Source organism: Sorangium sp. So ce381 (assembly GCF_051473845.1).
In the GTDB taxonomy this organism is placed as follows: Bacteria; Myxococcota_A; Polyangia; order Polyangiales; family Polyangiaceae; genus Sorangium; species Sorangium atrum.
The window spans coordinates 10,192,844-10,217,761 of record NZ_CP150336.1 but is presented as its reverse complement, the minus strand read 5'-3'; the positions used below and the strand labels follow the sequence as shown (position 1 = coordinate 10,217,761).

General features: G+C 72.1%; 16 protein-coding genes. 8 read left to right on the top strand and 8 right to left on the bottom strand.

Features of this window, described 5'->3' with window-relative positions:
* Window positions 1–7: 7 nt before the first annotated feature.
* Entirely contained in the window at window positions 8–1,006 is a 999-nt protein-coding gene (locus WMF29_RS38280; RefSeq protein WP_437325045.1) for an NAD-dependent epimerase/dehydratase family protein, read from the bottom strand.
* A 121-nt stretch (window positions 1,007–1,127) separates the two neighbouring features.
* Window positions 1,128–2,264, bottom strand: coding sequence for a hypothetical protein (locus WMF29_RS38275; protein WP_272102888.1), 1,137 nt, complete (start codon window positions 2,262–2,264; stop codon window positions 1,128–1,130).
* 228 nt (window positions 2,265–2,492) lie between these two features.
* Between WMF29_RS38275 and WMF29_RS38270 the strand changes: the two genes are divergently transcribed.
* Window positions 2,493–4,736, top strand: coding sequence for a cyclic nucleotide-binding domain-containing protein (locus WMF29_RS38270; protein ID WP_437325044.1), 2,244 nt, complete (start codon window positions 2,493–2,495; stop codon window positions 4,734–4,736).
* A gap of 74 nt (window positions 4,737–4,810) precedes the next feature.
* Here the strand turns inward: WMF29_RS38270 and WMF29_RS38265 are convergent, their stop codons facing one another.
* Both WMF29_RS38265 and WMF29_RS38260 read right to left on the bottom strand, forming a co-directional pair.
* Window positions 4,811–6,493, bottom strand: a complete 1,683-nt coding sequence (locus WMF29_RS38265) for a serine/threonine-protein kinase (RefSeq protein ID WP_437325043.1) — start codon at window positions 6,491–6,493, stop codon at window positions 4,811–4,813.
* An 85-nt stretch (window positions 6,494–6,578) separates the two neighbouring features.
* Window positions 6,579–7,613 carry a serine/threonine-protein kinase gene (locus tag WMF29_RS38260; RefSeq protein ID WP_437325042.1) on the bottom strand — a complete coding sequence of 345 codons (1,035 nt, stop codon included), beginning with the start codon at window positions 7,611–7,613 and terminating at the stop codon, window positions 6,579–6,581.
* A gap of 455 nt (window positions 7,614–8,068) precedes the next feature.
* Between WMF29_RS38260 and WMF29_RS38255 the strand changes: the two genes are divergently transcribed.
* From WMF29_RS38255 to WMF29_RS38245, 3 genes are all read left to right on the top strand, one after another.
* On the top strand, window positions 8,069–8,779 hold the full coding sequence (locus WMF29_RS38255) for a helix-turn-helix domain-containing protein (protein WP_437325041.1): 711 nt from the start codon (window positions 8,069–8,071) through the stop codon (window positions 8,777–8,779).
* A 115-nt stretch (window positions 8,780–8,894) separates the two neighbouring features.
* Complete coding sequence (locus WMF29_RS38250; RefSeq protein ID WP_437325040.1) at window positions 8,895–9,431, top strand: hypothetical protein; 537 nt, start codon at window positions 8,895–8,897, stop codon at window positions 9,429–9,431.
* A gap of 424 nt (window positions 9,432–9,855) precedes the next feature.
* Window positions 9,856–11,193 (top strand): hypothetical protein, encoded by a 1,338-nt coding sequence (locus WMF29_RS38245; RefSeq protein ID WP_437325039.1) that lies wholly within the window; start codon window positions 9,856–9,858, stop codon window positions 11,191–11,193.
* 238 nt (window positions 11,194–11,431) lie between these two features.
* On the opposite strand, the gene WMF29_RS38240 is transcribed toward WMF29_RS38245, so the two are convergent.
* Window positions 11,432–13,270, bottom strand: a complete 1,839-nt coding sequence (locus WMF29_RS38240; RefSeq protein ID WP_437325038.1) for a PE-PGRS family protein — start codon at window positions 13,268–13,270, stop codon at window positions 11,432–11,434.
* Between the two features lie 509 nt (window positions 13,271–13,779).
* Here WMF29_RS38240 and WMF29_RS38235 point away from each other — a divergent pair.
* Window positions 13,780–14,664, top strand: a complete 885-nt coding sequence (locus tag WMF29_RS38235; protein ID WP_437325037.1) for a vWA domain-containing protein — start codon at window positions 13,780–13,782, stop codon at window positions 14,662–14,664.
* 301 nt (window positions 14,665–14,965) lie between these two features.
* A complete protein-coding gene (locus WMF29_RS38230; RefSeq protein ID WP_437325036.1) occupies window positions 14,966–17,233 on the top strand; it encodes a hypothetical protein in 2,268 nt (755 codons plus the stop codon).
* A 135-nt stretch (window positions 17,234–17,368) separates the two neighbouring features.
* Here the strand turns inward: WMF29_RS38230 and WMF29_RS38225 are convergent, their stop codons facing one another.
* Window positions 17,369–18,205, bottom strand: a complete 837-nt coding sequence (locus WMF29_RS38225) for a ferredoxin--NADP reductase (protein WP_437325035.1) — start codon at window positions 18,203–18,205, stop codon at window positions 17,369–17,371.
* Window positions 18,206–18,649: 444 nt separating this feature from the next.
* Between WMF29_RS38225 and WMF29_RS38220 the strand changes: the two genes are divergently transcribed.
* Together WMF29_RS38220 and WMF29_RS38215 are read left to right on the top strand one after the other, a co-directional pair.
* The gene (locus WMF29_RS38220) at window positions 18,650–22,669 is read left to right on the top strand and encodes a hypothetical protein (protein ID WP_437325034.1); all 4,020 of its coding nucleotides are present in this window, start codon (window positions 18,650–18,652) and stop codon (window positions 22,667–22,669) included.
* Window positions 22,670–22,762: 93 nt separating this feature from the next.
* Complete coding sequence (locus WMF29_RS38215; protein WP_437325033.1) at window positions 22,763–23,503, top strand: Crp/Fnr family transcriptional regulator; 741 nt, start codon at window positions 22,763–22,765, stop codon at window positions 23,501–23,503.
* 8 nt (window positions 23,504–23,511) lie between these two features.
* Here WMF29_RS38215 and WMF29_RS38210 read toward each other — a convergent pair whose 3' ends face one another.
* Window positions 23,512–24,147 carry a sigma-70 family RNA polymerase sigma factor gene (locus WMF29_RS38210; protein WP_437325032.1) on the bottom strand — a complete coding sequence of 212 codons (636 nt, stop codon included), beginning with the start codon at window positions 24,145–24,147 and terminating at the stop codon, window positions 23,512–23,514.
* Window positions 24,144–24,770: a cupin domain-containing protein gene (locus tag WMF29_RS38205; protein ID WP_437325031.1), complete on the bottom strand. Its 627-nt coding sequence runs from the start codon at window positions 24,768–24,770 to the stop codon at window positions 24,144–24,146. The genes WMF29_RS38210 and WMF29_RS38205 overlap by 4 nt, the downstream gene beginning before the upstream one ends.
* Window positions 24,771–24,918 lie beyond the last annotated feature (148 nt).

The following is a 24,918-nucleotide window of genomic DNA, read 5'->3' as shown; positions in this document are numbered from 1 at the left end:
CGTCACGTCACAGCCAGCCGTGCTCGCGGTACCAGGCGACCGCTCGGCGCGTCCCCTCCGCCCAGCCCACCGCGGGCGCCCAGCCGAGCTCCCTGCGGGCGTCGCTGGAGTCGCAGACCCAGTGCGACGCGGAGAGCTCGTTCAGCTTGTCGCGCGTGAGCATCACGGCCTTGCCGGTGAGGCGGCCGAGCCCCTCGCTCGCGAGCGCGGCGCCGCGCATGAGCGAGAACGGGACGCCGACGCGGACGAGCGCCCGCGCGCCGAGCGCCGCCTCGACGTCCGCCAGCATGTCGCGCCACACATACACGCTTCCGTCGTCGATGAAGTAGGCGCGGCCGCTCGGCACGTCGCTCTCGATCGCCCGGATGCACGCGGCGGCGGCGTCGGAGGCGTAGATCACGCTGAGCGTGTTCCTGCCGTCGCCGAGCATCGGGAGGAAGCGGCGCGCGACGCTCTGGAAGAACGCGAACGACTCCTGGTCGCGCGGGCCATAGATCATCGGGGGGCGGACGACGACCACGGGCAACGCGCCCTTCTCGGCGAGGACCAGCCGCTCGGCCTCGAGCTTCGAGCGCCCGTAGCGCGTCACGGGGGCCGGGCGCGCATCGGCGGCGATGGGGCGCCCGTCCAGGCTCGGGCCGATGGCGGCGAGGCTCGAGACGAACACGAACCGCCGTATCGCCCCCTCCGGCGCCGCCTTCGCCGCGTCGAGCAGGTTCCGCGTGCCGTCGACGTTGACCCGGAAGAACTCCGCCTCGTCGCGCGCCTTGACCAGCCCGGCCGAGTGCACGATCGCGTCGACGCCCGGCGGGCCGACGACCGCGCGGCGGACGCTCTCCGCGTCCTCGACGGCGCCGTACGCGAGCTCGACCCCGCGCAGCGACGACAGGAACCTCGTGTCCGACGAGCGCCGCACCAGGGCGACGACGCTGTGCCCCTGCTGCGCGAGCTGCTCGGCGACGTGCGAGCCGAGGAACCCGCTCGCGCCCGTGACCAGCACCCTCATCGATCCGCTCCTTCTTTACGGTCCCGGCGCGCGCCCGAGGCGCTCGGCGCTGGCGCCCACGTCGAGCTGCCGGCGCCCGCGTCGAGCCGCCTGCGCCGCTCGGCGCTGGCCCCCGCGCCCATCACAGCGCCCGCTCGTAGACGCGGTACTTCTTGTGGACCCGGCCGCCCATCAGCCGGATGCCCGCGTTGATGGCGGCGTTGTCCTCCAGCGTCCACCCGAGCTCGCCGCCCTCCATGCCGAGCAGATGCGCCGCGCGGTTCATCTCGACGTACAGGAAGGCGCTGAGCCCGGCGTAGCGCCGCACGTGGCGCCACTTCTTGCGGATGCCGAGCACGACGAGGCGCCCGCGCTTCGGGCCGCGCACGCGCAGCCGCCACAGCAGCTTGAAGATGCCGCCGGGGAGGAGCTTGCCGTGGAAGTCCTTGATCAGCTGGTTGAGGTCGGGCAGCCCGAGCGACACGGCGGCCGGCTCGCCGTCGATGAACGTGATCTTGGTGAGCTCGGGCATCAGGATGAGCCGCACGTCCTTCGACCACTTGACGAGCTCTTTCTCGGTCATCGGGACGAAGCCCCAGTTATCGCTCCAGGCGTCGTTGTAGACGTCCATGAGGATCCGGATGTCGCGGAGCAGGTTCTTCGGATCGCCGCAGCGCGTGTGCACCTCCGGCATCGCCAGGACCTCGGCGTGGGCCTTCTGCGCCCGGGCGGGGACGTTGCCGACCTCGTAGCCCCACGCGTAGAGATCCTTCACCTTCTCGAGCCCGGCCTGCTCGATGAGCCGGCCCTGGTGCGGCCGGTGGTAGGGCATCATCATCACCGGCGGGAGCTCGAAGCCCTCGATGAGGCAGCCGATCTCCTCGTTGGTCGAGAGCGAGTAGGGGCCCCGCATGCGCTTCATCCCGCGCGCGCGCAGCCAGCCCGTGGCCTCGGCGAACAGCGCTCCGGCCGTCTCGGCGTCGTCGATCGTATCGATGAAGCCGAAGGAGCCAGTGTCGTCGCGATGGACCCGGAGGTGCTCGTGATCGACCTGCGCGGTGATCCGGCCCGCTGGCCTGCCGTCCTTGTACGCCACCCACGCCGTCCCCTCGGCGTGCTCGAAGAACGGGTTCTTCTTCTTGTCGAGCCGATCGGAGATGTCCAAGTCGAGCGGGCGGATATAGTTGGGCTCACCCTCGTAGACGGTGTCGACCACGTTGAGGAAGTCCTTGAGGACCTTCTTGTCGCCCTTCCGGAGCTCGCGGATCTCGATAGCCATAGGGCTTGAGCCCGTACCTTCCGAGACGCGGCGCTGCAAGGGGCTCGCACGGACGTGGTCTCGGCCCCGATCGCGGAGCGCCGCGCTCCGCGCTGATCGCCGGGCGGCGCGCGTCGCGCTGATCGCGGGACGCCGCGCGCCGCGCTGATCGCACGACGCAGCGCGCGCGAAGCCGGTAAGCTCTCGCGTCGGGCCTGTCCGGCCCCCGGCAACTCAGGTGGACGCAGCATGATGACCCCGAAGGAGTTCCAGAGGCAGTTCAAGCGGCTGCTCATGAGCCGCGTGGAGGGCATGGACTGGGAGGACAAGCTCGCCCGGGTCCGCCAGTACCTGCGCCAGCTCGAGGCGCGCCAGAGCCCGGAGGAGGAGTCGGCCGAGCTGTCTCCGTCGCTGGAGCTCATCCCGTTCGAGCCCGGCAAGCGGCCCGTCGACGAGGCGCTCTATCCGGGGCACGGGTGCAGCGAGCGCGTCGGCTGCATCAACACCTCCGGCGACCCGTCGGAGCTGGGCGACGAGGTGTGGCTGCTCTACCGGCTGCGCGACCTCTACGCGTTCGTCGCGCCCTTCGAGCGGCCGTTCGAGGTGACCCTGTCCGCGTGGTTCCTCCCCGCGAGCCCCGGCGACGGCGAGCCGTCCCCGGTGCCCGGGCTCATGGACGTGCCGCTCAGCCCGCAGATCGTCTCGACCTCGTCCTACCCCGTCCCGAAGCTCGAGCCCGCCCCGTGGAACTCGTTCCATCAGACGGTCTACGTCGCCACCATCGTGCCGGCGCGGCAGCTCGTGCCGCACCCCCCCGGCGAGGAGACCGGCGGCGGCTATTTCTGGGCCGACCTGCCCGAGTCGTTCCGGCGGCGCGTCACCGACGGCTTCGAGCCGTTCACGTTCGCGAGCCTGTTCCGGCAGCAGCTCCGGGTCGAGATCAAGCTCAGCGAGGCGGGCAGGACGGTCTCCTCCGAGTCGACGGACATCGAGATCTTCGACACTGGCCGCTTCGGCTCGCTCTACGCGCGCCTGCTCGACCGGCTCGTCAAGGCGGACACGGAGATCCAGCAGCGGGCGCTCGGGATCGACGAGCTCCACGTCGGTTATCACCCGTGGTTCCCGGTGCTGACGATCGGCATGGACAAGGCGCTCCTGTACCTGCGGGCCATCCATCAGGACCTCGAGCAGCACCGGCGCAACCTCCCCGACCCCCGCTGGCTGCTCAGGGTGGGCCTCTACCTCGAGCTGCTCACGTGCCTCGGCATCTTCGAGGCCGTGAAGCACGACTACCCGGACATGCTCTCGCCGGGGGAGCGCGAGGCCTTCGAGGAGGGCGCGGCGTTCGCGCCGATCCGCGCGTCGATCGACGTCGCGGCGTGGGCGCAGGTCTGGGACATGCGGCACATCGCGCCGCGCGCGGCCGGCTTCTTCGCGGCCGGGCCCGTGAGCCTGACGAACCTGATGCGCAAGCAGAAGGCCACGCTCGCCTTCCTGCACGCCCACCACGCGGACCTGCAGAAGGCGATCGAGCTCGCGGGCCCCAACCTGTGGAACGCGCAGGAGACGTGGCACCGGGTGTTCCGCGACGCGGAGCGGGCCGTCCTCAAGAACAACGTGCTCGCGTTCCCGGAGCTCGCGCACCTCGATCCGCGGTGGCGCGACTTCGCGCTCTGGCACCAGCGGGGGGACATGCGGCTGTTCGGCCTCAGCCTGATGCCCGAGGCGCTGACGGGGCTCTTCGGCGATCAGGACGGCATCTTCCCCGCGGCGTGCCGGCAGTACCGGAAGTCGATGAACGACGTCGCCCGGTGGGCCGCCGAGCGGAACCTCATGGACTACACGGGCGACGAGTGCATCCCGCGGAACGCGAGCCTCCTCGAGGCGTACATGGAGAAGAACCCGTCGCACCTCGCCGCGCTGCAGCGGCGCGACGGCCACGGGGCCGCGGCGTCGATCGAGCTGGAGGAGCCGAGCAAGGCGACGCGCGAGGCGAGCGCCGAGGACCTCATGACGCTGCTCCGGCGGACGCCGGTCTTCAAGCCGCTGCTCGATCGCGAGCTCCGCAAGCTCGCCACGAAGGCGCGCCGGATCGAGTACGGCCCGCTCGACCGGATCGTGCTGCAGGGGCAGCGGGACTCGTCGATGTTCGTCGTCGCGTCCGGCGCCGTCGAGGTCCTGGTGCGGCACCCCGACGGGCAGGACTCGACGGTCGCCGCGCTGGAGAAGGGCGCCGTCTTCGGGGAGTTCGCGCTGCTCACGGGCGAGGAGCGCACCGCGACGGTGCGCGCCGTCGACGAGGTGGTGCTCTACCAGATCACGAAGGAGGCCCTGCAGCCGATCATCGAGGCGCGCCCGCAGCTCGTGATCGAGCTGAGCCTGCTCATGGCGTCGCGCCAGGCCCACCTGCGCGACGCGGCCGAGCGCTACCTCGAGGCCGAGGAGAAGGTGCGGAGCCTCGCCGGGCGCATCCGGCGGTTCGTCCTCGGCTGAGCGCGCTCAGCGCTTCGTGGCTGGCCTCGCGCTCGGCGCTTCGTGGCCAGCCGGCGTCGCTCGGCCCCTCGCGCTCAGCCCTTCAGGAGCCACGCGACGGCGTCGGCCTCCGCGGTGAAGAACGAGTACTCGGGCAGCCCCATGGCGGCCGACAGGCGGGAGATCTGCATCTTCGAGAGCGCGCTGTTCACGAGGTTCGCCGCCTTGCGCATGCCGTGCTCGACGGCGTAGGCCATCGTCTGCTCGACGTACGGGCTCACCTCGGGCTTCTGCGGGGGGAAATCCGCGATGTCGGCGAGCACGTACCAGGGCTTCCCGAGGTTGAGCAGCGTCGAGGCCTTCTGACGGAACTCGTCGAGGTACGCCTTGCCCTCGTCGATGTCCCAGAACCCCCACACCTTCACGTGGAGGACCCCCGTCGACGTGTCGGGCCTGACGTTGAACCGCCGCTGCGCGATGCGCTCGCGCCGCGACGTGAGCTCGGACCTCCTCAACGGCTCGCTCCCGGAGAGGCCCGTCCGGCCCGGCGGGTCCAGGGGCGATGTCCGGGGTCGGGTCTCCGCGAACTTCGAGGCGGCCGACGGAGCGGGCGGCGCGGACGACGAGGGAGGGACGGAGCGCGAGGGCGGATTGGGTGGCGGCGTAACGGAGCGCGGGGGAGGGCTGGGGTTCGAGGCGGGACCGGGGCGTGAGGCAGGCGTCTTCGACGACAGCTCCGGCACGGTGACGGTCGGCACCTCGGCGAAGCCCTTCGCCGTGCCGGGCTTCGAGGGCAGCGTCGGGTCGGTCGGGCTCGGGTTCGCGCTCGGCGCGGGCGCCGCCGGCTCCGGCAGGAGGATGACGCGCGGGGCCCGCGGGAGGGCGACGTCGAGCGCGGCGGCGAGCGCGCTGACCGCGATGGACGCGCGCTCGAAGCGGTCTTCGGGCTTGAGCGCCGTCGCCTTGAGGAACCAGCCGTCGAACTCCGTCGGCAGCGCCGCCGAGGACCGCCGCGCCGCGCGCGCGCTGGGCGCTTCCATCGCGCCGCGCAGGAGCTCCCCCGCCAGCATGTACGGGGACGCGGTCGCCTCGGCCTCCTGGGACCAGTACGACTCGCCGACGAGGAGCGCGTACGCGACGTGCCCGAGCGCGTAGATGTCGGCGCGCGGGCCGACGTTGCGCTCGGCGCGGATCTGCTCCGGCGCCATGTACACGGGCGTGCCGAGCATCTGCCGCGTCAGCGTGGAGGCGTTGTGCTGCTCGATGACCTTGGCGATCCCGAAGTCGAGGATCTTCACGCACGGCGAGCCGTCGTCGCGGACCGTGACGAACAGGTTGTCCGGCTTGAGGTCGCGGTGGACGATGCTCGCCGCGTGCGTCTTGTCGAGCGCGAGCGCGGCCTGGAACAGGTAGAGCGCGACGTCCTCGGCGGGGAGGGCGCCGCGCTTCTTGACGAGGCTGCCGAGCTCCTCGCCGCGGAGCAGCTCCATGACGAGGAACGGGGTGCCGGTCTCGTCGTCCACCCCGGCGTCCGAGGTCCTGACGATGTGGTCGCTCTCGATGACGCCGGTGATGCGGGCCTCGAGGGCGAAGCGGGCGCGCAGCTCCTCGCTGTCGAGCAGGCTGGGCAGCATCACCTTGAGCGCGCGGCGCGTCGCGGTGACGTCGTCCATCACCTCGTACACGGCGCCCATGCCGCCCGCCTTGATGACGCGCAGCACCTGGTAACGGTTGCGAAACCGCGTATTCGGCTGCAACAGGCCGGGCGAGGAGCTCATCCTGCGGCCCTCGGTTCGGGCATGGTTTGCACCACGCTACCAGCGCCGCTTCCCGCGTCGCAAGGCGGTCGGGTGAGGAACGTGCTCAGCGCAGGATCGCGCCTCCGCCCGCGGCCTCGCCGCCGGATCGAACGGCGCGATCGAGGAGCGGCTCCAGCGCGCTCCAGAGCGAGCGGACGTCCTGGAAGCGCTCCTCGGGGGCCACGGCGAGCGCCCGCGCGACCCAGGCGTCCACCTCGGGGAGCAGGTCGGGCCGGAAGGCGTGCAGGCTCGGCCGCGGGCCGCGGGCGGCGGCGAGGAGGATGTCGACCCGGCTCGCGCCGGCGAACGGCAGGCGCCCCGCGAGCGCGCGGAAGAGCACCGCGCCGAGCGAATAGATGTCGATCCGGTGGTCGATCTCCTGGGGCCGGCCCTTCCATACCTCGGGCGCGATGTAGCTGGGCGAGCCGGGGATCGCGCCTTCGCGGGTGAGGGGGTCGGCCTGCATGACCTTGACAAGACCGAAATCGAGCAAGCGCACGCGCCCGCGCGCCGCTGCGCCGGCGTGGCCCTGCGCGCCGTCGCCCGTGACGGGGAGCTGCGCGTCGGCGGGGGGCGCCGGATGGGCGGCGCGGGCCGGCGCGCTCCCGGCGTGAGGGGAGGTGGAGGAAGGAGCGCCCGTGTCGTTGTCGAGGACGAAGATGTTCGCTGGCTTCAGATCGCGGTGGACGATGCCGCGCGCGTGCGCGGCGTCGAGGGTGTCGACGATCGGGAGGAACAGCTCGCGGATCTCGTCGAGCGGGAGCCGCTGGTTCCGCGCCTCCAGCCGGCGCAGCGTCGTCTCGAGATCGCTGCCCTTCAGGAACTCCATGACGATGTAGAGCGTGCCGTTGGCCGCCTCGCTGAACGCGAAGACGTGGGTCGCGCTGGTGCCGACCAGCTCCCCCATGGCGCGGGCCTCGCGCCGCAGGCGGGTCTTCAGGGCGGGATCGCTGGCGAACTCGGGCCTCAGGTACTTGACGGCGACGTGCGTGCCCGTCTCCTGGTCCAGGGCGCGGTAGACCACGCCCTGGCCTCCCTGACCGACCACCTCGATCAGCTTGTACCGGCCGTCGATCACGTCGTCGATGTCGTGGTCCATCGGCAAGCCCTCGGTGTTCGAGCGCGCTGCGTCAGCGTGCCGCACAGCGAGCCCAGGTTGTAGCCGCTCCGGCGCGCTGGCGGTAGGGACGGTTCGGCGCCGACCCGATCCGCCGGCCGGGGCCGGACCCGAGGCGCGAGGAGCGGGGAAGCGCGAGCGCCCGGGGACGCGGTCCGTGGGAAGGAGCCTGCGGGCGGAAGACGCCTGCGGCGAGTGAGCCTGCGGGGAGTGAGCGTACGGCCAAGCACGCTGGGAGGAAGCGCGACCGTGCTCGGGAGGGCGAACGCGCCGAGGGGGGAAGGTGAATGCGACAGGGACGTCACGGATCGGGTTCAGGCGACATCCTAGGAGTGACGGAAATTGCCTGATGATTGACTCCACTCATCCTGATGCAGCGACGAATTTGGTTGGTTTGCCGACCCTGAGATCCCGTGTAGAGTGGCGCCCATCCTCGTATGAGATCTGTCCGACAGAACAGCGACCTTCCCCAGGCGAACGGTGCGGTTCCGGTCGCGCTCGACGTGCAGCCGGCCAGGCCCGTCGCGCAGGAGCAGGAGCTGGAGGAGGAGTGGACCTATGAGGTCGCTCACCACGACGCGCCGTCGGATCTCACGCATGTTGTCGGGGAGAACCTTCGGCGGCTGCGCACGCGGCGCGGCCTCTCGCTGGAGCGGCTCTCGAAGATCTCCGGCGTGAGCCGTGCGATGCTCGGCCAGGTCGAGCTCGGCCGCAGCGCGCCCACGATCAACGTCGTCTGGAAGATCGCCCGCGCGCTTTGCGTGCCGTTCTCGGCGCTCGTCAGCGAGCGCGCGGCGAGCGGCCCGATGCTGCTGCGCGGGGATCGGGCGAAGCGGCTGACATCGCACGACGGCAAGTTCACCTCGCGCGCGCTCTTCCCGTTCGATGCGCCGCGAACGGTCGAGTTTTACGAGCTGCACCTGGCCTCGCTCGGCGTCGAGAATGCCGATCCCCACCCGCCCGGGACGACCGAGAACATCGTGGTATGTCAGGGGACCGTTGAAATCAGCGTCGACGGACAGCGGTTTCTGCTCGCGACGGGCGATGCGCTCGTGTTCCAGGCGGATGTCCCGCACGTCTACCGCAACCCGGCGAACGTCGACTCGCTGATGTACCTGGTGATGACGTATTCGCTGTCGGCGCCCTGAGGCGTGGCGCTTTCCTCGCCGAGGGACGGGGGAGCGGAAGGGGCGGGGGAGCGGAAGGCGCGGAGCAGCGCGAGAACGCCGGCGAGCGCCGACGCTTCGCCGCTCCGAGGAGGGTTTGCGGCCGCGCTATTTCGTCGTGGCGGGCGTGCACATCATCATGGGCATCCCGCCGCACATCATCATCATGGGCATCCCGGCCGACATCATCTTCGTCATGGCCTCGCAGCGCTCCTTCAGCATGTCCATCGACATGCCCTCGGGCGGCATCAATTTGCAGGTCATTCCGTCCTTCGTCATCTCACACGACATCTTGCACATCATCGGCATGCTCATGCCCATCATGCCGGGCATCATGCCCATCATGGGCATCATCGGCATGCCCATGCCCATCATGCCGGGCATCATCGGCATGCTCATGCCCATCATGCTGGGCATCATCGGCATGCTCATGCCCATCGCGCCGGGCATCATGCCCATCATGGGCATCATCGGCATGCCCATGCCCATCATGCCGGGCATCATGGATGCGCCAGCGGCCATATCCGGCGTCGACATCATGGGGGACATCGTCTGCGGCATCATGGGCATCTGCATTGCGGTGGTCATGGGGGCTCCTGTCGTCAGCGCTCGTTGCTTCCGGGAGCCGTTCTAGCCGGTCGGCGTGACGTCGCAACGCGTTAACACGGGCGCGTGTCGCTTTGCTCCAGTCTAGCGGAGGCGCCTCCACGGCGTTGGAGGCGCCGGCGCCCCGGGCGGACGAGTATCCACGATAGTGGCGGCCGCTCCGCCCGGGGCGCGCTGGGGCGGCGTCCAGGCGAGGCCGGGTTTGCGGCGGTCATGAGGGTTGAGGGGGCGACCAGCGGGGTCGTGCGAGCGTGAGCGGGATGGGCTCGGTCGGTTCCACCGACCATGATTCTGTCTCCATGTCGACTCGCTGCTGAAGCCGAGCCTGACGTTATGCGCAGTCATGTCGGCCCATACAGAGCCGCGGTGCCCTACGGCGCGAGCGAGCAGGGCTTCTATGCATCTTGCTTCACCCTTGACGGGCCTGACGCTTTGATGCCTCATACGCCACCATGCGCCGCGCTCCGCCTTCTCCGCTCTTCGTTCGCGCCTCCCGCGTGCTCGCCCTCGGTGCCCTCCTGGGCGCCGCGTCGTGCGCCCAGGTCCTGGGCCTCGACGAGTTCGAGGACTGCGACGAAGATTCCTGCTCAGGAGTGCTCTGGGCCAAGAGCTTCGATAGCCATGAGTTGGTCTTTCCAGAGAGCGCTCGGCTCGACTCGAAGGGAAATGTTCTCCTCTCAGGAGTCTTTCGAGGTACCACTGATTTCGGCGGCCCGCCGCTGATATCGTCTCAATTTGCTTTCTTTCTCACCAAGCTGAAGCCGGACGGTAGCCACGGCTTCAGCCGGTGGCTGCGGCTGAAAGTCTTGGATGGCGCGTTGGGATCGCGTCTTTCGGTGCTGCCTGACGATAGCGTCGTCTTGTCGGGCCTGTACGAGGAAGAGATCGAGCTTGATGCTGGCGAATCCATCACGGCGCCCACTCTCGACGAGAATGGCTGCTTCGTGGCCAGGTTCTCGTCAGACAACAAGTTGATCTGGGGGCGCAACTTGTTCACGGGGACGGGCCGCCTCGCTGTCCTGGATTCGGCGGCTATGCCCGACGGTGACGTGGTCCTGGTCGGCTCTTTCAGGCGCGAGGTGAGCCTGGGTTCGTCGACCCTGACCACTGCATCCGAGGACGCCTTTGTCGTGAGGTTGGACGGCGAGACGGGTAATCCGCTATGGAGCTTTCAGTTGGGCGACCCTGAATACACCACGGCGACAACGAGCCTCGAGGCCAAGGCGGTGGCGGTGGATCCTGCCGGTAATATCGTTGTGGGGGGCCGGTTCACGGGATTCACCGACTTCGGCTTCGACAGAAGCATCGGCCCGAGCCCGTCGGGGGCTGGAGCTTTCATGCTCAAGCTCTCGTCCACGGGGGAGCGAGATTGGACTGTTGGCCTCCTGGGAGAGGGGCGTGCCTGGGTGACTGACATCGACGTCGATGCGCGTGGAGATATCCTCGCGGCTGGCGCTCTCGCAGGAGCGATTGCCATCCATGCCCACGGGGTCCGAGGCGCCCACGAGACCAGCGGGCCAGAGGACTCGGATATCCTGCTCGTGAAGCTCTCGTCCGCGGGGAACCACATGTGGTCATTGCGATTCGGCGATGATTCGTCCCAGTTGGGTGTAGAACCGAAGTCAGGTATTTTTGGATCGGACGTCGAGTCTCTTTCACCTTTCGGGTTCACGTCGCCGCCGACACTTCTGGAGACGTCGTGCTCGGCGCCGGGGCCGCAGGCGCCGTCGACTTCGGGGGCGGGCTGCTCGGCGGCAGACAGGAGCGCGACTGGACTGTCGCGAAGCTGAGCGCTGGCGGAGCGCACCTCTGGAGCAGGCGTTTCGGTGATGCTGCGACAGGGCAAGCGGTGGTTGGCATCGACACGGAGCCCGGGACGAATGCCGTCGTGGTCGTCGGGCTCAACGACGGAACGCTGGATTGGGGCAATGAGATGAAGGTCGTGGCGCCGGGAGAGTTCAGCGCTGTCGTGACGAAGATCGACCTGGGACGGGTTGGGAGATAGCTTCTCCAGCTCAGCGGCGCTGGTCAGTTGATCTGCAGGTTCGCGGCAGCCTTGCCGTCCTGTCCCGCGCCCGCGGCGCCGCCGCTCGGGGTCGTGCCGCCAGCGCCGCCGTAGCCGGGGGCGCCGGTCGAGCAGCTGTTGCCTCCGAACGTGAAGCTGACGTTCGCGGCTCGCGCCAGGCAGGCGCTCGGGCCGCCGCCGCCGCCCGCTCCCGGGCCGCCGTCGCCACCAGGACCACCTTTGCCGCCGATGCCGCCGTTGCCGGCGTCATCAGGACCGGGGCCGCCCGGGCCGCCGTTCCCCCCGAGCTGTGGCGCTCCGCCGTTGCCGCCGCGGCCGCCGTTCCCTCCCTTTCCGGTCGTGATCTCGTTGCGAGAGACGACCACCCGTCCGGCCGCTGCGAAGACGCCAAAGCTCCCGCCTCCACCGCGGCCAGCCGTGCCGCTGCGGCCGCCGAGCCCGCCGCATCCGCCGCTCCCGCCGCCCCCGCCGCGATCATCAGGGCCTACCTCGCAGGAGCCGCCGCCGCCGCCGCCCGCGCCGCCGCCGCCGCCGCCGTTGATTCCCGGTTGCCCGTTGGTGCCGTTCGCAGGCTGGTAGATACCCGAGGCGATGCTGCCGAGATTCGCGCCCCCCGTCCCCGGCATCCCCTGCGACCCCGCCATGCCCGGCGTTCCATCGTGTCCTGCCGACCGGGTCCTGAAGCAGCGCAACGGGGCGCCGCCCGCGCCGCCCTCCGCGCCCCGGCTGCCCGGATGGCCGGCCGCTCCGGTGTTAGAGCCATGTCCACCATACCCGCCTCTGCCGCCAGGCTCGTCGCACACTGGCGCCGGGCCGGCATTGCCGAGGCCGCTGCAGTCGTTGCAGCCCTGCTCTCCCGCATTCCCCGAGGTCGCCGTCCCCGCCGCGTGCGCCGCCCCGTTCGTCCCCGCGGCGCCGGCCCGGCCCTCCTCCACGTTGATCTGGTTGAACCGCACGAAGAGATCCGCCGTCCCCCCGCCGAGGCGCACTCCATAGGTGCTCGCGCCGGCCGACGACGGGCTCAGCGCCTCTATCGAGATGCCCTCGATGTGCGTCGGCTGCGCGATCGACGGCGCCTGGAACACCGTGCCTGTCGCGCTCACGGTGGTGGTCACCGAGCTCGTCCTCCGGAACTTGAAGTCAGCGTTGTTGTGATCGAACCCACCGTAGATGCTGATGCCGGACACGACCGTGACCGCCTCCTGGTACAGCTCGCCCGACAGGCAGACCGCCGGGACCCCGCCCGCTTGCGCCACCTGAATGGCCTTGGCGATCGTCTCCACCGGCGCGTTGCGCGTCCCGCTGCTGGCGTCGTCCCCCGTGCTCGCCGAGACGTAGATACACTGCTCCACGAGCCCGTCGCCGCCATCGCAGTTGTCATCGATGAACTCGCCGTCGATCGGATCCTCGCCCGCCGCACCCGCCGCGGTCGGCGTACACGCGTATTCACAGCCGCACTCGCCCGTGAGGAGATTGCCGTCCAGGTCGTGTGTGCCCGGCAAGCATCCCAGCGCGCACGGATCCGTGACCCCACCGCCGCCCCCGCCCGCCTCTTCGCTGCCCGCCTCTCCACCCGAGCCGCCTTCGCCCCCGCCCGAGCCGCCTTCACCCCTGCCCGAGCCGCCTTCGCCCCCGCCCGAGCCGCTCGTGGCGGCCGCGCTGCTGCTCGATGACGCGGTCGTGGCGCTGCTGCTCGCGGACGATTCGCCGCCCGCGCCCGAGCCGCCTCCCGTGCCCGAAACTGGCCCGATGGGACCGTCGATCGAGCTGCTCTCGGCGCAGCCGAGCGCCAAGAGCAATGCGAGCAGAGATGCCGTCTCGAGGAAGAATTGTGCGCGCATGCTTAATTCTGCACCTTCACGCGCCTTTCGAAAAGACTTTGTCTTGTCGATCCCAATCAGCATGGGCCGTGCGCCACATTGCAGTTCGCATCGACCGTGCGTCCGCCCACGCCGTTATGTGCTGCGCCGGCGCGAGCCAGCTCACGATTCCGTGATTCGCCTCTCGCGCCTGTCACCGTCTCCGGTACTCTGTGCCTGCGTAGCTTCCCGCTTCCGCACCGTCCCCGCTGTCATCTGTTCATCTCATGCGCCTCAGATCGCTTCACCACACCTCGCTCGCCTCCATGGTTGGGCTCGCTGCTGCCATGGGGCTCCATGGCGCGTGTGCACCGGACTCAGGGGCTGGCCTCGTCTGGTCCTCTTCCTCTTCGGGCGGAACTGGCCCTAGCGGGACCTTCGATCCGGATGGTGGGCTGTCGACCGACGCACCTGTCGAGCTCCCCGATCCGGACGCCGCCTGTGGCCTCGTTACCGAGGAGGCGATCGCGGTCCCGCTCAATCTCTATATCATGATGGACAAGTCGTCCTCGATGGCGGGTGACGACCCCATGGTGGCCGACAAGTGGACAAGCGCGAAGGCTGGCCTGACAGCGTTCGTCAACAGCGCGAGATTCGCCGGCGTGCGTGTGGCGCTGCGCTTCTTTCCTCGGGTCGCGGACGATGTTCCTGCCTGCGACCAGAAGGCGTACAGCGAGCCGCTCGTCCCGTTCGGTCCGCTCCCCGACAACGCGGGCGCCATCGTCGCCGCCCTCGAGGCCGAGTCGCCGAACGGAGCCAGCACGCCCATCTATCCGGCGCTGGGCGGCGCGCTGCTCCAGGGCATCGACGTGGCGGAGGACCACCCCGGCGAGGCGTCCGCGGTGCTGCTCGTCACCGATGGACAGCCCCAGGGGCCCGCCGCCCAGTGCGCCGGGGTGAACCCGGAAGACCCGGGCGCCATCGCGGATCTCGCGGCGCGGGCCGCGCGCTACCGCTTCCCGGTGCGCACCTTCGTGATCGGGCTCCCGGGCGTGAACCAGAGCTTCGCGAACCAGGTCGCGGCCGCGGGAGGCACCGACGCCGCCGTCCTCGTCGGGGCGAACAACATCGCCGTCGAGTTCCAGAACGCGCTCGCGAAGGTCACGGGGCAGGCGCTCCCGTGCGAGGTCGAGGTCCCTTCCCAGGTGGCCGGCGGACAGGTGGCGTTCGACGACGTCAACGTCCTCTTCGGGCTCGACGGCGCACCGCAGGAGGTCCTGCCTCAGCGCCCTGGCTGCGACGGCCCAGGCTGGCGCTACGACAACCCGGGTTCTCCCGCGGCCCTCGTGCTGTGCCCCGGCACCTGCGAGGCCGCGAGGGGCGCTTCCATCGCGAAGATCCAGATCCTCCTCGGCTGCGAGACGGTGATCCTCTGAGCGAGCACGGCAGAAGGACCGCGCATCTCGAGCGAGGGTGGGCGAACTGCAGGTGTTGTGGAGATTACATCGGGAGCGACATAGAAGCCCCGGAGCAGGAGGCGCAGACGCGGAGCGTCATAGGTGAGATGGCTCACTGTGCCGGGGTCGTGGAGGTGCGGATCATGGGGCCGGCGCGAGGGTGCGGGACCCGGCGCGCGCGGGCGGCGCCCGGCGGCGCTCGGCGCGGCGGGAGCCGCCTTGCAACTCTGCACTGCGCTTTGTGGACTCCGGGCCCCCAGAGCCGTAAGAGGACGGAACCATGACGACGGAGTCCTCCCTCGCCGCCGCAGGCTCGCCGCGGCACGCCGCCCCCGCCGCGCTCCATCCGGCCCTGGTGCTGAGCGCCTACCTCGAGCCGCTCGTGCGCGGCCGGCGGGTCGCGGTGCTGGGTGACGTCACCATCGGCCTCGCCGACCGGCTGCTCCAGCGCGGAGCCCGCCTCGTCCATGCCTATGACCCGGACGCCGCGCGCGTCGCCGAGAAGCTCGCGCGGACGGCGCCCACGCGGCAGCCGCACCCGAACGTCGCCGTGTTCGACGGCGACCTCGGGGTGCGCGACGGCGCCTTCGACACCCTCGTCATCCCCGATCTCTCCCTCTTCGGCGATCCCGCCGAGGTCGTCCGTCGCGCCCGACGCCTCACCGCCGCGAGCGGCGTCGCCGTCATCGCGTCGCCGAACCCGGACGCCGCGCGGGGCCTGCTCCCCGCGGGCGCGCGCCGCGGCGCGGCGCCCGGCTACTACGCGCTCTACGACGTCGTGGCGCTCCAGTTCAAGCAGGTGCGGATGGTCGGCCAGGCGCCGTTCGTCGGCTATACGGTCGCGGAGTTCGCGCCGAAGGGAGAGCCCGAGGTCAGCGTGGACACGTCGATCCTCGACGCGTCCGAGGAGCCCGAGTGGTTCATCGCCGTGGCCGGCGAGCGCCTGCCCAGGCTCGACGCGTTCGCCGTGATCGAGCTGCCGTTCGCCGGCTTCCCGGGCGCGAGCGCCGGCCCGTCGCCCGAGGCGCTCAGCGAGGCGGAGGGCCGCGCGCAGCGGCTCGGAGGCGAGCTCGCGGAGCTGCGCACCCGGCACCAGCGCGACCGCGAGGACGCCGGGGTCCGCGCCGAGAGCGCGGTCGCCACGGCCGCGCGCCTCGCCGAGGTGGAGGCCGAGCTCGACGCCAGGGCGGCGCGCCTCCGCGACGTCGAGGCCAGGGCGGGCGACGCCCACGTCCGGGCCGAGCGCCTGTCCCACCAGATCCGCGACATGGAGGAGGAGCTCCGCAGCCAGCGCGATCGCGCGACCCGGCTCGCGAAGCAGCTCGACGACGAGAAGCGGGTGCGGACCAAGGTCGAGCTCGAGCTCGGCATGATCCGCAACAAGCCGGAGATCGCCGGCGCCCGCGACCGCCTCGACGCCGCGACCGCCGACCTCGACGCCGCGCGCGCCCGGATCGCCGAGCTCGAGGCGCGGCCCGCCGTGGCGGCGCCCGACCGGGCGCTCGCGGCGCGCGTGGAGGAGCTCGAGGCCGCCGCCGCGGGGGCGCGGCGGGAGCTCTCGAAGCTCACGTCGGAGCGGGACACGGCGCGCCGGCGCGCGCAGGAGAGCGAGCGCGCGCTGGAGGAGGCGCGGCGCGCGGCGGGGAGGATCGAGGAACTGGAGGCCGCCCGCGCCGAGCTCGCGCGCGACCGCGACCGGCAGAAGGAGCGGGCGGACCGGAACGAGCGCGAGAGCCGCGCGCTGGAGGATCAGCGGAGCGCCCTCGACGCGCGCAGGCTGCTGCTCGAGGCGCGGATCGTGGAGCTCGAGCAGACCGTCGTCGCGCTGGAGCAGCGGGCGTCGGAGCTCGAGAAGCGCGACGCCGGCGAGGCGGCGGCCGCGGAGATCGCGGGCCTCGAGGAGGCGCTGCGCGATCGGGGCCACGTCATCGCGTCGCTCATGGCGCAGCTGCGCGAGAGCGAGCGGGTGGGCAAGGAGCTCGTCGACGAGCTCGGGACGGTCTTCGCGTCGGCGTCGGCCGACCACGGCGGGCCGGGCCAGGCGGCGGACGGCGGGCAGGGCGGAGGGCTCGCGGGGCAGGGCGGGCCGGGCGGCGCGGTCGAGGCGCTGCGGCAGCAGCTCGACGCGCTGGCGCGGAGCGCCGCCTCGAGCGAGGCCGACCTGCGCGCCGCGGGATGGAAGATCGCGCAGCTCGAGCGCGAGCTGACCGAGGCGCGCGCCACGGCCGGCTCCCCGCAGGCGCTCCACGAGGAGCTCGAGCAGGCGCTCGTCGCCGCGCAGGCGGAGATCGCGGCGCTGCGCCGGGCGGCGGAGCGCGAGGACGTGGCCGTCGTGCGCGAGGACGCGGCTGGCGCGCGCGAGGACGCGGCTGGCGCGCGCGAGGACGCGGCTGGCGCGCGCGGGGATGTGGCCGTCGTCCGTGAGGACGCGGCTGGCGCGCGCGGGGATGTGGCCGTCGTGCGCGAGGATGTCGGCGTGCCGCCCGAGGTGATCGAGCAGACGGTGCTCCTCCAGCAGGTCGCCAGCGCCGTCGAAGCGAGCGCGTGAGCCGAGGTCTGGACCGCGGCGGGCGGCGGCCCCGGTCCAGATCCGACGACGTGGCCTGCGCGTCCCGTCGACCCGCGCGTCAGCCGTGACGCCGGCGCGTGGTCCCGGGCGCAGCCCGACGCGCGGCGCGCGACGTCACGCCGGGCCGGACAGGTTCGTGCTTTCGATCGGCGACGCGCCGGCGAGCGGGGAGCGCTTCTCGCCCGCGAAGGCCTTCTCCACGAGGTAGTCGCCCGGCTCGCCGCTGTTGCCCTCCTCGAAGCCGCGCGACTCCAGGAGCGCGGCGGTGTCGGCGAGCATCTCCGAGCTGCCGCAGAGCATCAGCCGGTCGTGCGCGGGGTCGAGCGCGGGCAGCGCCAGATCGGCGAAGATGCGGCCGGACTCGATGAGCGCGGTGATCCGGCCCTCGGTCTTGAACGCCTCGCGGGTGACGGACGGGTAATAGCGGAGCTTGGGCCGCACGATCTCGCCGAGAAGCTCGTCCGCCGCGAGCTCGTGCTCGAGGTAGCGCGCGTACGCGAGATCCTGCGCGCGGCGGCACGTGTGCGTGATGACCACGCGCTCGAAGCGCTCGTACGTCTCGGGGTCCTTGACGACGCTGAGGAACGGCGCCAGGCCGGTCCCGGTCGCCAGGAGCCACAGGGTCCGGCCCGGCCGCAGGTTGCCGATCGTGAGCGTGCCCGTCGCGCGCTTGCCGACGAGGATCGTCTCGCCGACGGCGATGTGCTGCAGGCGCGAGGTCAGCGGGCCGTTCGGCACCTTGATCGAGAAGAACTCGAGCGTCTCCTCGTGGTTCGCGCTCGCGAGGGAGTACGCGCGGACGAGCGGCTTGCCCGCGACCACGAGCCCCATCATGCAGAATTGCCCGTTCGCGAAGCGGAAGCTCGGCGAGCGGGTGGTCTTGAGCGTGAAGAGCTTGTCCGTCCAGTGGTGGACCTCGAGCACCGTCTCTTCTGTGTAGCCGGGTACCATGTCGTTCATCCTTGTCGGTGCGGAAGCATCGCGGCGTGGTGGTTCGAAAGAGCGCGCTCCCCGATCACGACAGCGGGGCGGCGCCGCGGCGCGCGAGGGCGCCGAGCTCTACCGCAAGGTCGTCTTCCATGAGTTCGATGCTTCACATAGCAATCATGCAAATGATAATCAAGATCATCATTGGCCCATGGCGCCGTCGTCGGTGGTTCCGCAGAGCGTCGCCGCGTTGTCGTGGCACGACCTCGTAGCGCTTCGTCCTCTAGGGGCGAGGGGGCTCGTTGACGATGCCCGTGGAGCCGCTGGCCACACGGCGCGGAGGCCGTCCGCCGGGCGAGGCGCGCCAGCGGGCCGGGCGGGGCGCTCACGGGGGCCGGGCGGGCCAGGAGCGCTGCGCCGCGCGGCGTCTCTGTGCGCACGCGGTCGCTCGCGCTAAGGACCGGGCCGATGCGCGCTCCTCGCCCCCTCTCCACGCTCGCCCGGCTCGCCGGCGCCGCCGCCCTGGCCCTCGCGCTCGGCGCCTGCGGCGCGGTCACCGCGCCCGGCGCGAAAGACCCCATCGCCTCGCTCCGTGACGCCGGCGCGCATTCGACCGACGGCGAGATCGTCGGCCGCTGGCTCCTCGGAGAGCTCCTGGTCCCGGGCGGCACGCCCGCCGGCGCCAGGGAGGCGCGCAAGCGCCTGGAGGAGATCGGCGCGAAATCGGGCGCGAAATCGATGCTCGCGTCGCTCGGGCGCGCGATCGACGACCAGGGGCACGGCCGCAACGCGCGCGCGGCGGCGGCCTACCTCGATGCGCTGGACGCCGCCCGGGTGAGCGCGCACCCCGACGCCCCCCTCGTGGGCTGGTTCGCCGCGAACCGCCTGCTCGGCCTGCGATCGAGCGTCGCGGGCCTCTGGAAGAAGTCCCGCGAGGTCGTCCTGCGCGCCATCGACCACCCGGGCAAGCTGGGCTGGCGCGCGCGCGGAGAGCTCGTCGAATGGTGGAGCCTCGACGGGCTGCCCGACGAGGCCGCCGCGGCGCGCCCGGCCGGCGCCGCCGCCGACGCGACGCCCCTCATCGATCTCGCGGCGCGCCGCTACGGGTGCATCGAGAGCGCCCGCTTCGCCGGCCCGTTCGGCCACCTGGCGGCGAGCGACCACCGCGTCCACCACGAGGCGGAGCGCGCCGGCCCCTGGCCGCCCGTGTTCACGCGCGATCCCCAACGCAGAGGCCCGCCGCGCGTGCTCGGCGCCGAGCGCCGCGGCTGCCAGCTCTCCGCCGTCGCGCCGGAGGGGCCCGGCGAGGGCGGGGCCGCGGGAGGCATCTTCTACGTCGAGACCTTCGTCGACCTGCCCGCCGAGCGCGAGATGCTCGTCGCCGTCCAGGGGGCCTACGCGATCCTCGTCGACGACGTCGAGGTGCTGACGCGCGACACGAAGCAGTGGGGGATCTGGCCCCGCTTCGGCGCCCGCCTGCGCCTCGGCCCCGGCCGGCACCGGATCGTCGCCCGCGTCGGGGGCCGCGACACCTCCATCCGCCTGCTCGCGCCCGACGGCACGCCCCTCGGCGTGGCCACGTCCGCCGATCCGACGCCGCCCTATTCGCTCGTCCCGCCCGAGGTCCTGCCGGATCCCAACCCCATCGAGCCGTTCCTCACGGCGCTCGGCGTGCCGCCGCAGCCCGCGCCGAAGGTGGCGCGCGCGCTCGGCCTGCGCGGCGCGCCCCGCGCCGAGCGCGACGTGGCCGACCCGATCGCCCGGTACCTCGCCGCGACCATCGCGCACCTCGAGGGCCAGGACGACGTGAGCGCCGTGCTGATCGAGCCGCTCGTGGCCGATCCGGCGCGCGCCACCGGCCCCGCGCTCGCGGCCCAGGCGGTCTTCCTCGAGAAGGACCCGATCTTCCCGGCGTCCGACGGGCAAGACCTCGTGAAGGACGTGCGCGCGCGCGCCGCGGAGAAGGACCCGGAGCTCTGGTACCCCCGCCTCTGGCTCGCGCTCGAGGAGGCCGACAAGGTCGGCCTGTCCGAGATGACCCGCACGATCGAGGCCCTCGCCGACCGCTTCCGGGAGGTGCCCGATCTCCTGAAGACGCTCGCCGGGATGTACTCGCGGCTCGGCTGGCGCGTCGAGCACGTCCGCACCGTGAAGGAGGCCGCCGCGCGCTTCCCGGACGACGTCGAGGTGCTGGGCGCGCTCCTCCGGATCCACGACGGCGACGGGCACATCGCGCAGGCCGACGCCGTCGCAGCGCGCATCCGGGAGCTCGACCCCGACGCGGAGATCGAGCTGGAGAGGGCGATCGATCGCCGCGACTACGCGGCGGCGATCAAGGAGCTCCAGCGCCTCGGCTCCGCCCGCAAGGACCGCAAGGACATCGCCGCGCGCATCGCCGACCTCCTGACCCGCGCCGGCAAGCGCGCCGAGTCGTTCGAGCAGCTCGAGCGCGCGCTCGCGAAGGCGCCGGACGACGCCGACGCGCGCCTCGCGCTCGCGGACGCGCGGTTCGCGCGGGGAGAGCGCGACGCGCTGCAGAAGGCGCTCATCGAGGCGATCCGCACCGGCGCCGACACCTCGGGCCTGCGCGACGCGATCGAGCTGCTCGACGGCACGACGGAGCTCAGCCCGTACCGGCTGGACTCGAAGAAGGTGATCGCCGAGCACGAGGCCTCGGGCGAGGTCATGCCGGGCACGGCGGCGCGCGTGCTCGACTATGCGGCCATGTGGGTCCACGAGGACGGCTCGGCGCGGATGCTCCAGCACGAGATCATCCGGATCCAGTCGCGGGAGGCCATCCAGGAGCACGCCGAGCAGCGCGTGCCCGAGGGGCTCGTGCTCAAGCTCCGCACGGTCAAGCGCGACGGGTCGATCCACGAGCCGGAGTTCGTCGAGGGCAAGCCGACCGTGACGATGCCCCACCTCGAGGTGGGCGACTACATCGAGGTGGAGAACCTGTTCGTGCTGCGCGGCGACGGGCAGGGGGGCCTCACGTTCCAGGGGCCGCGCTGGTTCTTCCGCGAGGAGAAGGTCCCCTACTGGCGGAGCGAGTTCATCGTCGTGTCGCCGAAGAGCCGGCCGCTCGACGTGGAGGCCTCCGGCCCCGTCCCGGCGCCGGAGATCGTCGAGTCCGGCGCGCTCGTCACCCGCCGCTACCGGGTCGACAAGAGCCCCGCGCTCCCGGAGGAGCCGGCGAGCGCGCCGATCTCGGAGTTCCTGCCGAACATCCGCATCGGCTGGGGCATCCGCCTGGACAGCACGATCGCGCGCATGGTCGACGCGGCCGCCGACGAGACGCCGCGCGATCCGCGGCTCGTGCGCATCGCGCAGGCGATCGCACGTTCGCCGCGCTCGCCGGACGCGGGCGGCGGCGAGCAGGGGAAGGCCGCCGGGGCCGCGCAGGAGGCGCGCGGCGAGGGCGGGGGAGCGGCGCCGTCGAAGGACGAGCAGGCGCGCCGGATCTACCGGTGGGTGCTCGCCAACGTGGAGCCGGGGCGCGAGGACGACGGCCGCCGCGTCGTCATCGGCAAGAGCGGCAACCGGACCGAGGCGTTCCTCTACCTGTGCCGCCTGGTCGGGATCGACGCCGGCTACGGCGTCGTGAGCGACCGGCTCACCGCGCCGCCGCGCGGGCCCATGAGCGAGGCCGAGACGTTCAACGCGCTCGCCGTCCGCCTCGACACCGGGGAGAAGCCCGGCGCGGGCGCGGTCCGCTGGATGTTCGTGCGCGACAAGTTCGCGCCGTACGGCTACCTGCCGAGCTCCCTCCGCGGGCAGCCGGCGATCGTGCTGAAGCCCGGGACGCCGCGCGAGGTGACGCCCTCGTCCGGCGCGCACGACGGCGTGGTCACGGAGGGCGTCGCCGAGGTGGCGAGGGACGGCTCGGCGTCGCTGGCGATCGAGCAGCGCTACGAGGGCAAGCTCGCGATCGCGCTGCGCTCGGCGCTGGAGTCGCTCCCCGACGCCCAGCTCAGGGACGCCGTCGAGTCGCGCCTCCTGCCGCAGATGGTGCCGGGGGCGCGGCTCCAGGAGATCGAGATCAAGGAGCTGACCGAGATCGACCGGCCGCTCACGCTGAAGATGAAGATCGCCGCCGCGAGCTTCGCGCGCGCGCAGGGAGGGGAGCTGGTCATCACGCCGCCCTTCGGCGTGCGCGTGGCCAGCCTCGCGAGCCTGCCGGTCCGGGAGACGCCGCTCTACCTGTCGGAGCAGATCGCGACGCGCTCGGAGGTGCGGCTCCGCGTCAAGCTCCCCGCGGGCGCGCGCGTGGTCACGAAGCTCGCTCCGTCGAAGGCGGACGACGAGGGGCGCGCCGTGCGGGTGAACGATCGCGTGGACGGGGGCGCGCTGGTCCTCGATCGCTTCCTCGATCTGCCCGCGGGCCGCGTGCAGCCCGATGCCTATACGAAGTTCCAGCAGTTCGCCCGCGCGGCGGACAGCGCGCTCGACCGGGACATCGTCGTGCAGCTCGACCGCGACGGACGCTGAGCGCGCCGCTCCGCTCACCCCGCGCCGGGCCTCGGTAGCAGGGATTCCTGTGTGTCAACCCACGCGGGATGGATTACTCTTTTGTTCCCTACCGTGAGCGATCTGGATTCCCAGTACGCGCAGGATGCTGGCCGCCAGCCCACGGATCCCGTGAAGGCGCGGGTGGCGCGCGCCTTCCGGCTCTCCTCGCTGTTCGCGCAGGTGGATCGCGAGGTGCGGGAGGCGATCACGGACGCCGCGGTGCTCGAGGTGGTGGCGTCCGACGCGGCGATCTTCGAGCAGGGGGCCCCCGCGGACACGCTGGTGGTGCTCGGCCGGGGGCGCGCGCGCGTCGAGCGCGTCAACGAGGCGGGGGCGGCGTTCCCGCTCAGCTACCGCGGTACGGGGGACGTGCTCGGCGAGTCGTGCCTCGGCGGGCTGGAGACGCGGACGGAGCGGGCGATCGCGATGGATGAGGCCGAGGTGGTCCGGGTGCCGCTCGCGCTCGTCCGCGAGCTCTGCGCCCGGCACCCGGGGCTCGGGGGCGCGGTGTTCGCGCTGCTGGTCGCGCGGCAGCGGGAGACCGAGGACCGGATCGAGTCGATGCTGTTCAAGAACGTGGGAGGGCGCCTCGCCGAGTTCCTCCTGCACGCGGCGGAGCGGTGGGGCGTGCCGACGCCGCGGGGGACGCTGATCTCGGCGCCGATCACGCACGCGGAGATCGCCCAGGTGATCGGGTCGACGCGCGAGACGGTGACGCTGACGCTCGGGGCGTTCCGGAAGGAGGGCGTGCTCGACGCGGCGGGGCGGCGGCTCATCGTGAAGGACCGCGAGGCGCTCGCCCGGAAGCGCTAGCGGCGGCGTCAGCCCACGGCGGCGCGCGGCTGCTCCTGGAGCGTGGCGCGCAGCTTTTCCAGCGCGCGCGAGAGGCGGGATTTGACGGTGCCCACCGGCACCGCGAGGCGCTCGCCGATCTCCACGAGGGAGAGCCCCTCGAAATAGGCGAGCTCGAGCACCGTGCGCTGGTCCTCCTGGAGCGCGGCCACGACGCGCCTCACGCGGGCGCAGTCGGAGCCGAGCGCCGGGTCGAGGCCGCCGAGGTCGGCCGGGGCGTCGTACCCCTCGCCGTCCGCGACCAGGCGGAGCTGCCGTGCCGACCGGAGCCGGTCGAGCGCGCGGCTGCGCAGGCGCATCATGAGCCAGGTGCGGGCCGACCCGCGGAGCGGCTCGTAGGTGTGGGCCTTTCGCCAGACCTCCAGGCAGCAGTCGTGGACGAGATCCTCGGCTTCGGCGGGGCTCCCGAGCACCCGCTGGGCGAGCGCGAGGAGCGCGGGCGCGTACCTGTCGTAGAGGGCGGCGAGGGCCTTCCGGTCGCCGCCGGCGATGCGGGCGACGAGCTCCTCGTCGCTGCCCGGGGCCGCCATCGGCGCGGAAGGGGCCGCGGCGTGGGCCGGCGGCGCCTCGTGAGCGGGCGCGGGCCCGGTGCTCGCGGCGATCATGGCGCCACCTCGATGCCGCCCTCGCCGACGATCGCGCACAGGCACGGCGCGTCGCCGACGACGGTCGGGATGGAGTGGATCGAGCCGGCGGGGCTGTGGAGCTCCTCCCCGGCGCGGACGACGCGCCCGTCGTCCACGGCGAAGGCGCCCTCGAAGACGAGGATGCGCTCGTCGCCGAGGTGGCGATGGCGCGGGATGCACCCGCCCGGCTCGAGGCAGACGAGGACCGCGCTCGTTGTCGCGCGTCGCGGGCCGGTCGCGAGCGGCAGGACGCGCATGCCCGGGAGCACGGCGTTCATCGCCTCCGGCTCGGACAGCGCGTGGAGGGCGCGCCGGGCGTCGTCCGGCGCGACGTCGATGAGGGCGGCGAGGCGCGGCGCCATCGGGGTGAACCGCTCCAGGCGATCGACCGAGGCGAAGAGCCGCGCGCGCAGGCGGCCCTCCGGCGGGACCGGCGGCAGCGCGAGGGCGACGGCCGCGACGGCGGCCTCCGCGTGGGCGAGCCGGCGCGCGCAGTCGCTGCAGGCGCCGAGGTGCGCTTCGACCTCGGCGTCGCGCGCCCATCCCGCGCGGGCGAGGAGCGCGTCCTCCAACGGATCATCGAGGTGTCCAGCGAGCATCATCGGCTCCGCTCCTTCGAGGCGAGGTTGTGCCCCTGGATGAGTACGCGGGGGAAGGGCGAGCGGTTCCAGCGGACGTGGCGGGGCGCCCCGGACACGCGCCTGTCACGTCCGAGGAGTCGGCGCGCTCGGCGCCGGCGCGCGCGCCGTT

Coding starts and splice junctions, on each gene's coding strand:
- WMF29_RS38280 (WP_437325045.1), bottom strand. CDS start 1,006: ATGAGGGTGCTGGTCACGGGCGCGAGCGGGTTCCTCGGCTCGCACGTC.
- WMF29_RS38275 (WP_272102888.1), bottom strand. CDS start 2,264: ATGGCTATCGAGATCCGCGAGCTCCGGAAGGGCGACAAGAAGGTCCTC.
- WMF29_RS38270 (WP_437325044.1), top strand. CDS start 2,493: ATGATGACCCCGAAGGAGTTCCAGAGGCAGTTCAAGCGGCTGCTCATG.
- WMF29_RS38265 (WP_437325043.1), bottom strand. CDS start 6,493: ATGAGCTCCTCGCCCGGCCTGTTGCAGCCGAATACGCGGTTTCGCAAC.
- WMF29_RS38260 (WP_437325042.1), bottom strand. CDS start 7,613: ATGGACCACGACATCGACGACGTGATCGACGGCCGGTACAAGCTGATC.
- WMF29_RS38255 (WP_437325041.1), top strand. CDS start 8,069: ATGAGATCTGTCCGACAGAACAGCGACCTTCCCCAGGCGAACGGTGCG.
- WMF29_RS38245 (WP_437325039.1), top strand. CDS start 9,856: ATGCGCCGCGCTCCGCCTTCTCCGCTCTTCGTTCGCGCCTCCCGCGTG.
- WMF29_RS38240 (WP_437325038.1), bottom strand. CDS start 13,270: ATGCGCGCACAATTCTTCCTCGAGACGGCATCTCTGCTCGCATTGCTC.
- WMF29_RS38235 (WP_437325037.1), top strand. CDS start 13,780: ATGATGGACAAGTCGTCCTCGATGGCGGGTGACGACCCCATGGTGGCC.
- WMF29_RS38230 (WP_437325036.1), top strand. CDS start 14,966: ATGACGACGGAGTCCTCCCTCGCCGCCGCAGGCTCGCCGCGGCACGCC.
- WMF29_RS38225 (WP_437325035.1), bottom strand. CDS start 18,205: ATGGTACCCGGCTACACAGAAGAGACGGTGCTCGAGGTCCACCACTGG.
- WMF29_RS38220 (WP_437325034.1), top strand. CDS start 18,650: ATGCGCGCTCCTCGCCCCCTCTCCACGCTCGCCCGGCTCGCCGGCGCC.
- WMF29_RS38210 (WP_437325032.1), bottom strand. CDS start 24,147: ATGATCGCCGCGAGCACCGGGCCCGCGCCCGCTCACGAGGCGCCGCCG.
- WMF29_RS38205 (WP_437325031.1), bottom strand. CDS start 24,770: ATGATGCTCGCTGGACACCTCGATGATCCGTTGGAGGACGCGCTCCTC.